Origin of the sequence: Pseudoalteromonas sp. N1230-9, from assembly GCF_032716425.1 — a bacterium.
Lineage (GTDB): Bacteria > Pseudomonadota > Gammaproteobacteria > Enterobacterales > Alteromonadaceae > Pseudoalteromonas.
Window position 1 is genome coordinate 2,264,445 of sequence record NZ_CP090419.1, and the last position, 14,133, is coordinate 2,278,577.

General features: G+C 39.7%; 12 protein-coding genes and 4 tRNA genes. 12 read left to right on the forward strand and 4 right to left on the reverse strand.

What is annotated here, in order from left to right:
• Window positions 1–100: 100 nt before the first annotated feature.
• The 7 genes from dinG (at window position 101) to LY624_RS10535 (ending at window position 5,340) form a co-directional block, all read left to right on the forward strand.
• A complete protein-coding gene (dinG, locus tag LY624_RS10505; RefSeq protein ID WP_341802951.1) occupies window positions 101–2,176 on the forward strand; it encodes an ATP-dependent DNA helicase DinG in 2,076 nt (691 codons plus the stop codon).
• On the forward strand, window positions 2,176–2,952 hold the full coding sequence (locus tag LY624_RS10510) for a TSUP family transporter (RefSeq protein ID WP_062569995.1): 777 nt from the start codon (window positions 2,176–2,178) through the stop codon (window positions 2,950–2,952). The genes dinG and LY624_RS10510 overlap by 1 nt, the downstream gene beginning before the upstream one ends.
• Window positions 2,953–3,561: a primosomal replication protein gene (locus LY624_RS10515; RefSeq protein WP_237118284.1), complete on the forward strand. Its 609-nt coding sequence runs from the start codon at window positions 2,953–2,955 to the stop codon at window positions 3,559–3,561.
• Window positions 3,558–4,451, forward strand: a complete 894-nt coding sequence (locus tag LY624_RS10520) for a histone deacetylase family protein (protein ID WP_341804404.1) — start codon at window positions 3,558–3,560, stop codon at window positions 4,449–4,451. The genes LY624_RS10515 and LY624_RS10520 overlap by 4 nt, the downstream gene beginning before the upstream one ends.
• A gap of 45 nt (window positions 4,452–4,496) precedes the next feature.
• Window positions 4,497–4,775 (forward strand): late competence development ComFB family protein, encoded by a 279-nt coding sequence (locus LY624_RS10525; protein ID WP_062569992.1) that lies wholly within the window; start codon window positions 4,497–4,499, stop codon window positions 4,773–4,775.
• The gene (locus LY624_RS10530) at window positions 4,765–4,923 is read left to right on the forward strand and encodes a YbaM family protein (protein WP_341802952.1); all 159 of its coding nucleotides are present in this window, start codon (window positions 4,765–4,767) and stop codon (window positions 4,921–4,923) included. The genes LY624_RS10525 and LY624_RS10530 overlap by 11 nt, the downstream gene beginning before the upstream one ends.
• Before the next feature lie 174 nt (window positions 4,924–5,097).
• Entirely contained in the window at window positions 5,098–5,340 is a 243-nt protein-coding gene (locus tag LY624_RS10535) for a hypothetical protein (RefSeq protein ID WP_062569991.1), read from the forward strand.
• Here the strand turns inward: LY624_RS10535 and LY624_RS10540 are convergent, their stop codons facing one another.
• The 4 genes from LY624_RS10540 to LY624_RS10555 are packed head-to-tail and all read right to left on the reverse strand — an operon-like array spanning window position 5,341 to window position 10,302.
• A complete protein-coding gene (locus tag LY624_RS10540; protein ID WP_341802953.1) occupies window positions 5,341–5,997 on the reverse strand; it encodes a tRNA (adenine(22)-N(1))-methyltransferase in 657 nt (218 codons plus the stop codon). It abuts the gene before it with no gap.
• Window positions 5,998–5,999: 2 nt separating this feature from the next.
• Window positions 6,000–6,926, reverse strand: coding sequence for a class I SAM-dependent methyltransferase (locus LY624_RS10545; RefSeq protein WP_341802954.1), 927 nt, complete (start codon window positions 6,924–6,926; stop codon window positions 6,000–6,002).
• A 5-nt stretch (window positions 6,927–6,931) separates the two neighbouring features.
• Complete coding sequence (uvrB, locus tag LY624_RS10550) at window positions 6,932–8,926, reverse strand: excinuclease ABC subunit UvrB (RefSeq protein ID WP_341802955.1); 1,995 nt, start codon at window positions 8,924–8,926, stop codon at window positions 6,932–6,934.
• Window positions 8,923–10,302, reverse strand: a complete 1,380-nt coding sequence (locus LY624_RS10555; protein WP_341802956.1) for an MATE family efflux transporter — start codon at window positions 10,300–10,302, stop codon at window positions 8,923–8,925. The genes uvrB and LY624_RS10555 overlap by 4 nt, the downstream gene beginning before the upstream one ends.
• Window positions 10,303–11,508: 1,206 nt before the next feature.
• On the opposite strand from LY624_RS10555, the gene LY624_RS10560 reads away from it, so the two are divergent.
• From LY624_RS10560 to LY624_RS10580, 5 genes are all read left to right on the forward strand, one after another.
• A tRNA-Asn gene (locus tag LY624_RS10560) sits at window positions 11,509–11,585 on the forward strand.
• A 21-nt stretch (window positions 11,586–11,606) separates the two neighbouring features.
• A tRNA-Asn gene (locus LY624_RS10565) sits at window positions 11,607–11,683 on the forward strand.
• Between the two features lie 19 nt (window positions 11,684–11,702).
• A tRNA-Asn gene (locus LY624_RS10570) sits at window positions 11,703–11,779 on the forward strand.
• 26 nt (window positions 11,780–11,805) lie between these two features.
• A tRNA-Asn gene (locus LY624_RS10575) sits at window positions 11,806–11,882 on the forward strand.
• Between the two features lie 185 nt (window positions 11,883–12,067).
• Complete coding sequence (locus LY624_RS10580) at window positions 12,068–14,011, forward strand: EAL domain-containing protein (RefSeq protein WP_341802958.1); 1,944 nt, start codon at window positions 12,068–12,070, stop codon at window positions 14,009–14,011.
• The last annotated feature ends 122 nt before the right edge of the window (window positions 14,012–14,133 follow it).

The following is a 14,133-nucleotide window of genomic DNA, read 5'->3' on the forward strand; positions in this document are numbered from 1 at the left end:
ACGCTGAGCGACAAAATTAACCACAAGTTGCTTGTAGTTACCGCGTTAAATCTCTAAAATTCATTACTGTAATTATATACATACTTTAGGTTATCTGGACATGCTTTCTGACTCTTTAAAAAAAACAATTAGGCAAATTCATAAGCATGTTGCTGATAACCTAACTGATTATCGCCCTCGTAGCAGTCAAAATTATTTAGTAGCAGAAATCGCTAAAACCTTGGCTGGCGAATACCACAAATCGCAACGTATCTGCGTTATAGAAGCGGGTACTGGCACAGGTAAATCACTTGCCTATTGCTTGGGAGCCATCCCTCTGGCAATGGCAAAAAAGAAAAAGCTGGTTATTTCAACCGCAACAGTCGCCCTTCAAGAACAGCTCATTAATAAAGAACTGCCATTTTTTAAAGAACACTCAGGGCTAGATATAAAATTTGACTTGGTTAAAGGTCGTCAACGCTATATTTGCGCACAAAAGCTTAGTGCTGCAGTCAATGGTGATAGCCAGACACAAATGGAGTTTATGCCGACACTGTCATCTCCATTATCTGATATGGAAACCAAGTGTTTAAAGCAACTTTATGATGCTTACTCTAAAAAACAATGGCAAGGCGACCGCGATAGCTGGGCTGATACAATTCCTGATAAAGTGTGGAACTTAATTGCTTGTGATAAACACTCATGCCAACGGCAGATGCGTGCTCATCAATTATGCCCTTTTCACATGGCACGTCAGCGTCTTATGCAAATGGACGTGCTCGTCATTAACCATTCTTTATTGCTCGCTGATTTAGACCTTGGCGGCGGTAAAATTCTCCCTGAGCCTGATGACACTATTTATGTTATTGATGAAGCACATCACTTAGCCCACATCACCCGAGATTTTTCATCTGCTGCTGCAACGATTAAAGGCACTATAGATTGGCTTGATAAGCTGGTTAAATTCGCTGGGAAAATGGCAAATGTATTGGTAGGTCAAAAAGCCATTGGACAAAACTTCAAGCTCAGTGACAGTATCAATGATGCCGCAAAGAATTTAAAAGTGGTGCGTGATATTCTTGATAATGCAGATTTTAACTACAACAGTGACGATACCTATCGTTTTGAGCACGGTGAAATCCCAGCCTCTTTACATGCCAAAGCAAAAGATATCAGCGATGCCACTTTAGATGCTCTACGCGCTCTTAACAAAATGCATGACACCTTGGTACAAGATGTCAGTGATGGTGATATAAAACCTTACGTAGCCGATCCTATTTTGGCTGAAAGCGGTCAGTATATTAATCGCTTAGAGTTACTGAACAAATTATGGTTTAGTTATGCCACAAAAGGCGAAGGTATTCCCCATGCACGGTGGATAAAACGCCTAGAGTATAAGAACCATCATGATCATTTACTCAGCGATTGTCCTATTGAAGTCGGTTATTACCTAAAAGATAAATTATGGAACCAATGTGCAGGTGCAGTGCTCTGTTCAGCCACACTAACGGCGCTTGGTTCATTTGATCATTTTGCTTACGAATGCGGGCTTGCAAAAGAAGAAGGCGTAAAATACATCAAAGTGCCTTCACCATTTGACTACCCAAAACAGGCGACGTTGCATATTCCAAGCAGCCATATTGAACCCACAGATAAATCGTTTAGTGATCATCTCGCTGAGCAATTACCCAAATTCCTAGATGATAAAAAAGCTAACTTAGTCCTATTTGCTTCATATTGGCAGATGGATCACGTTGTAAAGGTGCTACGCAGTAAAGGTATTGATGTGCTCGTACAAGGCGAGATGTCACGTGAAGCCTTACTCAAAAAACACAAAGCGAATGTTGATCTAGGTCGCGCTAGTTACTTATTTGGCACACAAAGTCTCTCAGAGGGGCTTGATCTGCCTGGCAAGTACCTCGAAAACTTAGTAATCACAAAAATCCCATTTGCAGTGCCCACGTCACCAATTGAAGAAGCCCAAGCGGAATTTGTACAAAGTAAAGGAGGCAATCCTTTTTTATCGATCACTGTTCCTGATGCAGCGAAGAAATTAGTACAAAGCTGTGGTAGACTGCTGCGCAAAGAAAATGATCAAGGTCGCATTACCATACTTGATCGCCGTTTAGTGACCAAGCGGTATGGCAAAGCCATGCTTGATACCTTGCCACCCTTTAAAAGACAAATTGATTATTAATGTTTGAATTAGCTTTAGATCCAACCACATGGGCACTACTTTGCGCTGTTGCCTTAGCCGCAGGCTTTATTGATGCAATTGCAGGTGGTGGCGGTATGCTAACAGTACCTGCACTTTTGACCGCAGGCCTTCCTCCTCATCTAACCCTAGGTACCAATAAGTTAGCTGCGAGTTTTGGCTCACTAACTGCAAGTGTTACTTACTTTCGCAAAAAGCTATTTAACCCTAGGTTTTGGGCCGCTTCCATTATGGCCACAGCCATAGGTGCGCTGTTAGGTACCTTAATCGTTGATTACCTTAGTATCGACTTTTTAAACAAGTTACTTCCTATCGTTATTATCTTAGTCGCATGCTACAGCCTCTTTGGTAGTTTAAGCACGACAGAGCATAATGAACTGCCTAAACTCGATGCAAAAACAAAACTTAAACAATGGATACAAGGCTTAGGACTAGGCTTTTTTGATGGCCTAGCAGGCCCAGGCACAGGTACTTTTTGGACCGCGTCAAACAGCTTACTTTATAAAATGAGCTTGTTGCTAAACTGCGGCCTTGCTCGATCAATGAACTTTGTTTCGAATTTTATCTCGTTGATCACCTTTGTCGCACTGGGCCATGTTAACTTTTTACTTGGTATCACGATGGGCTTTTTTCTTATGTTAGGTGCGTGGATTGGCGCTCATTCTGCAATAAAATTCGGCAGTAAAATGATTCGCCCTGTTTTTAATACTGTGGTAATCATTTTAGCTTTAAAGTTAATTTATGAGGCCTACCTATAAATGAACTCACCTGCTTTAAACAAACTACATGAACAAATTGCTAGGCTTAAGCACCAAGCTGAACAATTTGATAACGGCCACTTTTTTGCTAAAAACCGTTATATGCAAGCGCAACCAAGTTTGTTTGATAAGGGGGTCTTTTCGACAAAGAGTATGAAACTCGTCGATTATGTCATTGAGATAGAAGAAGAGCTTGCCACTTTACCACCCGCTGAACATCGTCATGCCTATCAATATGCACTAGAGCGCATAACTCAACAGGTGCAGGCGGTATTTAATGTCATGAAATCAACGCCTGTGTGGGCAAAAGAGAATAAATTCACTTATAAAGCAAAACCAAAACAGCATATTTTTAAACAAGCAGTAAAAAAGATTATGCAATCATCGCATGAGCTGTATGATGAACTGAAACAAAATCATGAGTTCGAGCGCAGATTGGTGTTAATGATTGAAGAAAGAAAATTAAAACTCGATGCTGCTAATACTGCCCAAGCGAGTGAAATAAACAAAGAAATATTAGCTCTTCATGCAAGGCTTGGCAGGTGCCGAAAAGCCATTTCGGCCACTGAAGATAAAATACAGCAAGTCGAAAAACAGCAACTCAAATAATGTACTACTACCACCCTAGCTACTCTGCACTTGATTTACCAGAGCGACACCGCTTTCCGATTCAAAAATACCAATTGTTAAAAGAGCAGCTAAATCACTTTATTGATGACGATTTTTTTATAACACCCAAGCAAGCAAATAAAGAACACTTAGCCCTGTGCCACGATCAGCATTACATAGATGCATTTCTCGCAGGTACACTTGCACCAAAAGCCATTAAAAAAATGGGCTTTCCTTGGTCTGAATCACTTGTTGAGCGTAGTTTATATTCAGTGGGAGCAGCGATTCAAGGCGCTGAATATGCTTTAAAGCATGGTGCAGCATTTAACTTAAGTGGTGGTTATCATCATGCATTTAGTGATCATGGCAGTGGTTTTTGCATTTTTAATGACTTAGCGATTGCCGCCGCACACCTTATACAAACTGAACAAGCTGACACCGTACTTATTTTTGATTGTGATGTACATCAAGGTGACGGCACTGCCGAGATTATTAATCAACACGAGCAGATTATTAGTTGCTCTATTCATTGCGAACAAAATTTTCCTCGCATAAAGCAGTGCTCTAATTACGACTTTTCTCTTGAGCATGGCACGAAAGATAGTGACTACCTAAAAGCTGTACAACAAGCCTTTGAGCTTACAACTAGACTGCATCAACCCGATATTATCTTATACAACGCAGGTGCAGATATTTTTAGTGATGACGAATTAGGCCATTTTTCGGTAAGTTTATCGGGTGTTTATCAACGCGACCATTTTGTTTTAAGCCAAGCCAAGGCATATAACATTCCTATTTTTGCAGCATTAGGTGGCGGCTATCAACGTAACACCGAACGTTTAGTTAATGTACATAAACAGCTTTTTAAAGCCGCTGTCGATTTATTCTAAAGCTTGGTATACACTAAAAATACTAATTAATCAGGGTCGATATGTATGAAGTTACACGATGATATTCACAACTATTTTGAAAAGCTCGTTGTAGATGATATTGCAAAACGCAATCTTGAATCAGTGTACAATGAAGACATCATGGCTGACTTGTGCTGCACTGTCCTTAATCAGTTACCTGCGCGTTATATTCGTTACGATGTAGATATGGAGTTTTATCTGCCACAATCAGAGCGAATGCTAATGGAACAACAAGTACAAACCGCTATCGATGTTGCCATCACTCAAGTTTCAAAGAAGAAGGAACTCAATAATGAGTCGTGAATTGGAGGCTGCGCCAAATCATATTAAGCTTGCTGTCGATTTAATCATGCTATTAGAACAAAACAATGTGCCAGCAGAAGATGTACTCGCAGCCCTTGAAATTGTAAAATCTGATTTTGAAAAAAAGTTAACACAAGCTTCAGATTAACCTAAGCAGTTTATTTATTGTGCTGCTTTAACCGTATTTATCTCCTCATTTTTATTATCATCTCCACCGTTATAGCATGACACAGGAAATACCTTGTAACAGAAACCCCTTTGCTTTTTATAATGCAAGCTATACTCTATTGAATAAAGTACAAGTATAAAAGGAGAATAAATTATGTCAGGTACAACCATGGTGGTATTAATTGTACTCATTTCAGTCAGTTCAGGTGTTATTTACGATATGTATAAAAAACACCTCGAGTTTAAATCTCGTACTTTAAAAGACAGCAAAGAAGCAAATGAACAAGTGGCTGCTGTTACCGCTGAATTACTTGAATTAAAGCAACGAGTACAAACACTTGAAGCGATTGTTACCGATTCAAGCTATAACGTAAAACAAGAAATTAATAAGCTGTAATTAACAATCTAGCGCTTTATATTCATCGAGCACACCTTGATAATACTCAGCATCTTGATTCAGCATGCGGCCGTAGTGAGCACGTAATTGCTGTAGATATGCTTTGTGTTCTTTGCTATTCAATTGCCACATCTTGTTGCCTATCCGTGAAAGCGGCTCTGATGACAGTGGACTAACAGCAATAACCTCATAAAAGCGCTTATTTTCACAAACAATTTGCTCATCGACTAAGCCCATATTTAATGTTTGCATATGGCTTCGCACTTTATAACTGTGATGAACGGGACAAACAACAAAATCAATTTGACAGTGTGGATTACGCAATACTATTTGCGATAAAAACTGCACGAGTAAATCTCCCCCAACCCCTGCAATTATGACCAAATGACGCTTATTAGGGCTGGGGTCAATTCTAGCAACATCTTGACAATGAACCTGCCAAGCTGTTCGTTGACTATCTGTCGAAAAGCGTTCAAGCATATTACGCAATGACTGCATTAGCTCTGGCACAATATCCACAAAGTGAATCTTCGGCGCCTTATTTTGCTTTAGTAATTCAATGCCTAAAAAGCCATGATCGCAACAACAGTCCCAAATTTCGTCGTACTCAGTTGTGACCATCGAGGCAATAGCAGATAAACGTTTACTCAGAGCCATTCTTATGCCGATTTATAAACGAGTGCTTTTAAACTTCTATCACTATCCACTTCAACAAACCCATCAGTAGGCGCCAAGCGTTCAACAAAACTAATTGCGCCTTGAGTATGTTCAGTAATTAAATCTTTAAACGCCTGCTCAGAAAGCTCTGGACTATTAGCGCACAATAAAAGCTGGGTGTTTTCGTTTAGCAGCTCAGGTAATCGACGCAGGATTTTTTGATAGTCCTTGGTCAATATGAAGCTCCCTTTTTGGAAGCTGGGTGGATCAACGATGATTAATTCATACGGTGCTGACTTTTTCAACTTACCAAACGATTTTAAAATATCATGGGGGTAAAAACTCACCCCTTGTGTAAAGCCATTAAGTTGATGGTTTTGCTTGCCAGTTCGCAGCACACCTTTATTCATGTCCATATTAATAACTTGATCTGCACCACCCTGCATTGCAGCGACAGAAAAACCACAGGTGTATGAAAACAGATTAAGTACCTTTGCGTTATTACTATTGGCTTGAACAAACTCACGGCCACGACGCATATCCGGAAAAATACCGGTATTTTGTCTGCTTAATAAATCAACTTTAAACTTAATACTGTTTTCGGTTACGACATGTTCTTGCGGTAACTCACCGAAGATCAAAGTATTACGTGTATTAATTCCACTGCGTTGTTGATAAACCAGCGTGTTTACAAGCTCAGGAACATGCTCTTGTGCCCACTGCCAAATTGTATCTGTTAATTGCGTTAGTTCATCATTTTCAATTTCTTGATAAGAAACTAAAAACAGGGCTGGTGGATAAAAATCAAGATTAATATGGCTAAGCTCAGTCACTGAGTGGCCACGGCCATGAAAAATTCGGCATAACTCATTTGCCGCAAGCGGCGCATCTGCTAACGCAGTTAAAATGGCTGAAAATTTATTTGTCATTGCACTTAGTTAATTAATTGTTGTTGTAATTCATGTATTTCATCACGCACAGAGGCTGCCTTTTCAAACTCAAGGTCACTTGCATAAGCATGCATTTTTGCCTCAAGGTTTTTAATCTGCTCAGCTATTTGTTTCGCGCTTAATACCTGTTTTGACTCTTTTCGTACTAATTTAAGATTGTCTTTTGGCGCTGCTTCTTCACCCACATCCATAATATCGGTGATACTTTTAACCAGAGCTTGTGGCTCAATACCATGTTCAAGGTTGTAAGCCTGCTGTTTTTCACGACGACGGTCTGTTTCATCAATGGCTTGACGCATAGAGTTTGTTATACGGTCACCATATAAAATTGCTTTACCATTTAAGTGACGAGCCGCACGACCTATGGTTTGGATTAATGAACGTGTAGATCGCAAAAAGCCCTCTTTATCTGCATCAAGTATCGCCACCAAAGAGACTTCTGGCATATCAAGACCTTCTCGCAATAAGTTAATGCCTACTAAGACATCAAATACACCAGCACGTAAATCACGGATAATTTCAACCCGTTCGACGGTGTCGATATCTGAGTGCAAATAGCGAACTTTTACATCATGATCATTTAGATAGTCAGTTAAATCCTCAGCCATACGCTTAGTTAACGTGGTAACCAATACTCGCTCGTTAACCTCTACACGCTTGTAAATTTCCGACAATAAATCATCAACCTGAGTACTTACAGGTCGCACTTCAATTTCAGGGTCTATAAGCCCTGTCGGACGAATCACCTGTTCCGCTACTTCTCCTGCTGAACGTGCTAGTTCAAAATCACCCGGCGTTGCTGATACATAAATAGTTTGCGGCGCAATAGCCTCAAACTCTTCAAACCGTAATGGCCGGTTGTCTAATGCCGATGGTAAACGAAAGCCATATTCAACAAGGTTTTCCTTGCGGCTTCTATCACCTTTATACATCGCACCAATTTGCGATACAGTAACGTGAGATTCATCAATGATCATTAATGCATCGTCGGGTAAATAATCTAATAATGTTGGCGGTGGATCGCCAGGTGTGCGGCCTGATAAATAACGACTGTAGTTTTCGATGCCAGAGCAATACCCCAGTTCAGTCATCATTTCGATGTCGTACTGTGTACGTTGGGCTATCCGCTGCTCCTCTACTAGTTTATTAGCACTGAGCAATTGAGAGCGGCGGTCTTTAAGCTCATCTTTAATTTTATCAATGGCGTCCAGAATTTTTTCGCGAGGTGTTACATAGTGCGTTTTTGGGTAAATTGTCGCGCGAACAATATGCTTTTCTACAGCCCCTGTTAGGGGATCAAAAATACTGAGACGTTCAATTTCATCATCAAACATTTCAACACGTACTGCATAGGTGTCAGACTCAGCGGGGAAAATATCAATCACTTCACCACGCACACGGTATGTACCACGACTAAACTCTATATCATTGCGTGTATATTGCAGCTCAGCTAAACGGCGCAGCATATCTCGCTGGTCAACGGTCTCACCCACTTTTAGTAACAGCATCATTTTCATGTAAGAGTCGGGATCACCCAAACCATAAATAGCTGATACTGAGGCAACAATAATAGTATCTCGACGTTCTAATAGTGCTTTCGTTGCACTCAAACGCATTTGTTCAATATGTTCGTTAATAGATGCATCTTTCTCAATAAAGGTGTCACTTGCTACAACATAGGCTTCGGGCTGATAATAATCATAATAGGAAACAAAGTACTCAACCGCATTATGTGGGAAAAACTCTTTCATTTCGCCATAAAGCTGTGCTGCTAATGTTTTATTATGTGCCATGATTATCGTGGGACGGTTTAAATCATGGATAATATTAGCCATAGTAAAGGTTTTACCTGTTCCCGTTGCACCTAATAAGGTCTGGTGTGCAAGGCCGGCTTCTAACCCATCCTTTAGCTGCGCTATGGCAGTTGGCTGATCGCCACTGGGCTGAAACTGTGAGACTAGTTGAAAATGATCGCTCATGAATGACACTCCTTCATCGATGCAGAGCTTAAAAGATCCACATCCTTTATAAACCATTTGTAAGCAACAACAGCTGTAAATAAATTACCAGCAGCAGCACCAATAAATAACCCTGTCAGTCCTGCCATAAGGTTACCTATATAGGCAAAAGGAACATAGAAAATAAATAAACGTACAACACTTAAAATTAATGCATTCATAGGTTTATGTAACGCATTAAAAGATGAATTAGATAAAATAATGACCCCTTGCAAGCCGTAACTTAAAGGGAGAATGTAAATAAATAGCTTAATAACATCAATAACAGCTTGCTCTTTACCGAATACCTCAGCAATAAACCCTGATGCCACAATTAGTAATAAATAAATAGCAAACTGCCAAATCATCACAAACTTTAACGTTGTGGTATAAGCTTCTTTTACACGTTCAAATTTTCTAGCGCCAAAGTTCTGGCTGACAAAGGGAGGCAATGTCATCGACAGTGCCAATACAACAAGACTCGCTATTGATTCTATACGACTGCCTACTCCAAAAGCTGCAACAGCCTCTGGGCCATGCTTAGCCACAAGGGCTGTCATCACCGCCATAGCAATTGGCGTTAACATATTTGCGCCTGCTGCGGGTAAACCAATTTTCAGAATCTTACGCACTGCGCTTATGACAGTTTGTTGACCTGCGTGCAAACTTAATAAGCCATTCTTAACCGCTAAAATATAGAGAATAATCACTACAGCAACAGACCATGCAATGACACTTGCAATGGCAGCACCTTGAATACCAAGAGCCGGAACGGGGCCGAAACCAAAAATAAGTATAGGGTCTAAAATAGCATTGATTAAGCCAGCCCCCCCCATAACGATACTCGGTGTTTTTGTATCACCACTTGCACGTAAAACAGAGTTTCCCACCATCGGTGTGATCAAAAAGACACTTCCCAAAAACCACACGCTCATGTAGTCATGTATCAATGGCAATACTTGCTGCCCTGCCCCGAGTAGCTTGAAAATAGGCGCAATGAGTAAGTAACCAAGCAGCGATAAAAAAAACACCATCACGACAGAGATCAATAATGCAATGCTCGCATCAAAGCGTGCTTCCTCAAGCTTATCGCTACCTAACGCTTTAGCTATTACGGCTGAAGTACCTATGCCCAAACCAATTGCTAAGCTAATCACAGTAAATGTTACAGGAAAGGTAAAACTGACGGCCGCAAGAGGTTCTGTACCCAGCAGGCTGATAAAGAAGGTATCAACAAGGTTGAACATCATCAGTGTGATCATGCCAAAAATCATTGGAATGGTCATTTTTTTTAACGTAGGTAAGATTGGCGAGTTTAAAAGATCAGGTTTAGATTTGCTTTGCGAAGTCACGCTCATGGGAATACTTTAGCCTCTTTTACTGAACCTGTAAGTTTAAAGCATCCTGCCCTTGCAAGCCATGCTTTATTCAAAGAAAGCTTCACTGCCATTGCTATATAATGTGAAGCTAGACGCTTGCAACGTTTATAAAGAAGTACCCTTTGATGAATTAGTTTTTAAAACAGCTATACGCTTAGTATTAGCAAAGAGTATTTCAGTAAGATTATTTCAGGATGTCACTTACAGGTTATTAAAGTGCTACTTTTGACACTTTGGTGCAAAATTAACCACCAACCCCATCAAAAAACAATATAAAAACACTATTAATAGCTTTATTACATTTAAAATGCAGTAAACGCTGTTTTTTTACACAATAAAATAGACCATTTAATAGCCTGTAAAAAAATTACCTGCTAATTCAGCCTTACTTCAGTTTAAAAGACTAACTATTTGATTTTAAATACTATAAAAAAAATCATTTTAGTACTTGAAATTGCTGTAGCGCCCTAGAAACCTAGCACTATAGCTGTTCTTAAAGTTTAATAAACAGAGTTATCCACAGAAACCGTGGATAACTCTCTGGAAGCCGCATTTATCAAGGCTTCTAAAGGAGAGTTGCAGAGTTAAATAATAAAACAAGACAAGTTTAGTGTTTGACGCTTTTAGTCTTGAAATTGATAAAAGCGATAATTAGCTCACCTACCTAGCTTGCTAAATAAGCGATTAGAATATTCATCTCTTTTTTACAACACCCATAACAACTTGATTAACAATAAGAAAATATTAAATAATCGATATTGTTACTTTGCGTTTCGCGTCATAAAAACTAACATTTTTCAAATCATATTCCCACGCGACAGAAAAAATGACTCCCTTAACTGCACACTCTAGCCCGATTGCGTCATCGATTAGATTGAATTTTCCACACGATAAAAAAATCTTAGATAAATGATAGTTTTCTCTCTTAGAAGATGAAAATCTATACAACGAATACTTTTCGCAATTTTGAAATATCGCGTCGGGTATAAAAACCATGCAAAAAATTCACTGTTAAAAGATGAATGTTGGTATTTCATAGTAAATACGCCGCGATTTTCAGCCAGATTTTGCTCAGATCGAACATAAAAACATCGAATAGCCTTCTTTTTTGAATTTATGAAGTTTTTATGTTGACACTTTGCAAAGCTGTCATTAATATTTCGCCCCGTTGAAAGGCATGACGCTTCCCCCTTAGCTCAGTTGGTTAGAGCGACGGACTGTTAATCCGCAGGTCCCCCGTTCGAGTCGGGGAGGGGGAGCCAAGTTTTTCAGCCATAAACGTTTCCCCCTTAGCTCAGTTGGTTAGAGCGACGGACTGTTAATCCGCAGGTCCCCCGTTCGAGTCGGGGAGGGGGAGCCAAGTTTATGAATATGATTGTTCCCCCTTAGCTCAGTTGGTTAGAGCGACGGACTGTTAATCCGCAGGTCCCCCGTTCGAGTCGGGGAGGGGGAGCCAAATCATATAAGCACTACTCTATTAGTTCCCCCTTAGCTCAGTTGGTTAGAGCGACGGACTGTTAATCCGCAGGTCCCCCGTTCGAGTCGGGGAGGGGGAGCCAAATTTCTAAAAAATATCTTTATCTCCCCTATTCTTACTCAACAAATGTATTAGACTTTCCAATACTTATATTCTACTCTATCTTTGCTTAACTCTTTATTTCTTATAAAATTAGAATAAACTGTACTTAAAGAAATCAATCAGGGAATTGATTCCTTCCTTTAGGCTCTTAAAAGATAAGAAAACATGGCTGGTTTTAAAAAACTTATATTTGTACAATTGATCTCTTGGCTGCTTTTTACACTGCTGGGCGGCTCTTTTATTGCCTTAAGCTTTGACAACGCAGTAAGTGATGCCCAAAAAAAAGCACAACTTACAGTAAATACATATATAAGTAGTTTAACTGCTGAAGAACTAGCTCCTGAAAAAATTAAACGCGCTCTAACAGATGGTGCAACCTTCTCAAAATTCGTTTTACGCGACACAGATGGTAATGAAGTATTTGCAGTGAGAAACTCAGAGCCTTTGCCATTATTTGCCAGTATTGTAAACAGCACATTTAATTCTATTCGTCCACAATTTGCTGTAAACCCGACCTCAGATATCAAAGTTGAATTTACTATAAATGTAAACCACCTTGCTGAATTACTTCAACAATCCCTATTCATCATTATTTTATTTTCGGGTTTAATTGCAATACTCCCTATCTTCTATATGAAAAGCATGTTCCAACGCCTCAACCGGAAGATAAGCACCACTATTGCCGATATTATTGATATCTATATCAATCAAAACCAAGTTGACGGCGACCTTGAAAACGCAATGGACACATCGCGCTTGAAAAAGCTGAGTAAAGATTTAATCCCCTCTTTCAATCGTCTTTCGCACTTTTTGCAAACGAAACATGACGATATTCAAAGAAATGCGATGAGTATCAAAAAAGAAGCCTATAAAGATGTAGTAACAAATTTAGGCAACCGAAATATGTTCGTTGAATACTATGAAAGACACATTGAAAATGCTGAAAAGAGTACATTTGGCTCTCTAGCCATGATCAGGTGTAGTGAACTACAGGCAATAAACCAATCTCGTGGTTATCAAAAAGGAGATGAGTACGTTAAGGGTGTTGCCGACATTATTAAGCATATAAGCGGCACTTACACGAATAGCCAAGTGTTTCGTTTAAATAGCTCTGACTTTGCCGTTGTGTTACCTAATACACCACTTAAAGAAGCAGAGCGTTTTGGTGATAATCTACAGTCTCGGTTTACTCAATACCAACAAAACCAAGAGCTTAGCTCTGTCGCTAATACTGGCATTGTCGGTTATGAGAAAGGTAAACCGCTTGGTGAGCTATTATCAATCGTTGATAATGCGATGAGCATGGCTCAATCTAAACAAACAAATGCATGGCATGTGCAACGAGAAACAGACCTGGTTAATAACGTGAGCGCAGGATTTGGAAATCAAAACTGGCGAAAAGTTATTAACGAAGTTATAGAATCGAAACGCGTTCATTTGGTGATGCAAAATATTATGCCTATCGGCAAAAGCGTGAAAGCCTATGCAGAGATTCAAGTGCGTTTTAAAACAGCTGAAAATCAGATGCTCCCAACCGCTTCTTTCCTTGCTATGGCAGAAAAGCTTGATATGGCAATGGAGATTGATCGGTTAATCATCGACACCACCTTAGAAAAAGTGAAAACTCGCAACTTCTCACAAAAATTCTTTGGTATAAATGTTACAGCATCAAGCGCACATAATGATCAATTTGTGATCTGGTTAGAGCGTCGGCTGTTAAAAGACAGTAATATCGCATCAAAACTTATTTTTGAGGTAAGTGAGTTCGGCTTACAGCAAAATATCAAAGCAAGTAAACGCTTTATTGATATGGTTCATCGTGTCGGTGCACGTATAACGGTAGAACGCTTTGGTGTGGGTTTAACCTCATTTAAATTCTTTAGGGACCTCAAACCTGACTTTATTAAAATGGATGCAAGCTACACGCGAGGCTTAGAAGAAGATAAAAATAATCAATATTTCATGCGCTTAATGGTTGACCTTGCACACCGCATTGGGGTGAGTGTGTTTGCTGAAGGTGTAGAAAGCCAAGAAGAGAAACATATTATCGAAACACTGTGCTTAGATGGCGTTCAAGGCTACTATATCGAGAAGCCAAAAGACATCTAACTCACCTTAAAAGACCTAATAAACCTACTGTTTATCAGGTCTTTAACCTCAATTTAACACTTTCATACCCAACTCCCCTGCTTATTTTAGCTATTCGTCTCTCATGTGTTGTGTCGACCCCA

Bases quoted from the DNA above. Each gene is read 5' to 3' on its own strand.
- LY624_RS10510 (WP_062569995.1), top strand. From the start codon at position 2,176: ATGTTTGAATTAGCTTTAGATCCAACCACATGGGCACTACTTTGCGCT.
- uvrB (WP_341802955.1), bottom strand. From the start codon at position 8,926: ATGAGCGATCATTTTCAACTAGTCTCACAGTTTCAGCCCAGTGGCGAT.
- LY624_RS10580 (WP_341802958.1), top strand. From the start codon at position 12,068: ATGGCTGGTTTTAAAAAACTTATATTTGTACAATTGATCTCTTGGCTG.
- LY624_RS10535 (WP_062569991.1), top strand. From the start codon at position 5,098: ATGTCAGGTACAACCATGGTGGTATTAATTGTACTCATTTCAGTCAGT.
- LY624_RS10530 (WP_341802952.1), top strand. From the start codon at position 4,765: ATGAGTCGTGAATTGGAGGCTGCGCCAAATCATATTAAGCTTGCTGTC.
- LY624_RS10540 (WP_341802953.1), bottom strand. From the start codon at position 5,997: ATGGCTCTGAGTAAACGTTTATCTGCTATTGCCTCGATGGTCACAACT.
- LY624_RS10555 (WP_341802956.1), bottom strand. From the start codon at position 10,302: ATGAGCGTGACTTCGCAAAGCAAATCTAAACCTGATCTTTTAAACTCG.
- LY624_RS10525 (WP_062569992.1), top strand. From the start codon at position 4,497: ATGAAGTTACACGATGATATTCACAACTATTTTGAAAAGCTCGTTGTA.
- LY624_RS10545 (WP_341802954.1), bottom strand. From the start codon at position 6,926: ATGACAAATAAATTTTCAGCCATTTTAACTGCGTTAGCAGATGCGCCG.
- dinG (WP_341802951.1), top strand. From the start codon at position 101: ATGCTTTCTGACTCTTTAAAAAAAACAATTAGGCAAATTCATAAGCAT.
- LY624_RS10515 (WP_237118284.1), top strand. From the start codon at position 2,953: ATGAACTCACCTGCTTTAAACAAACTACATGAACAAATTGCTAGGCTT.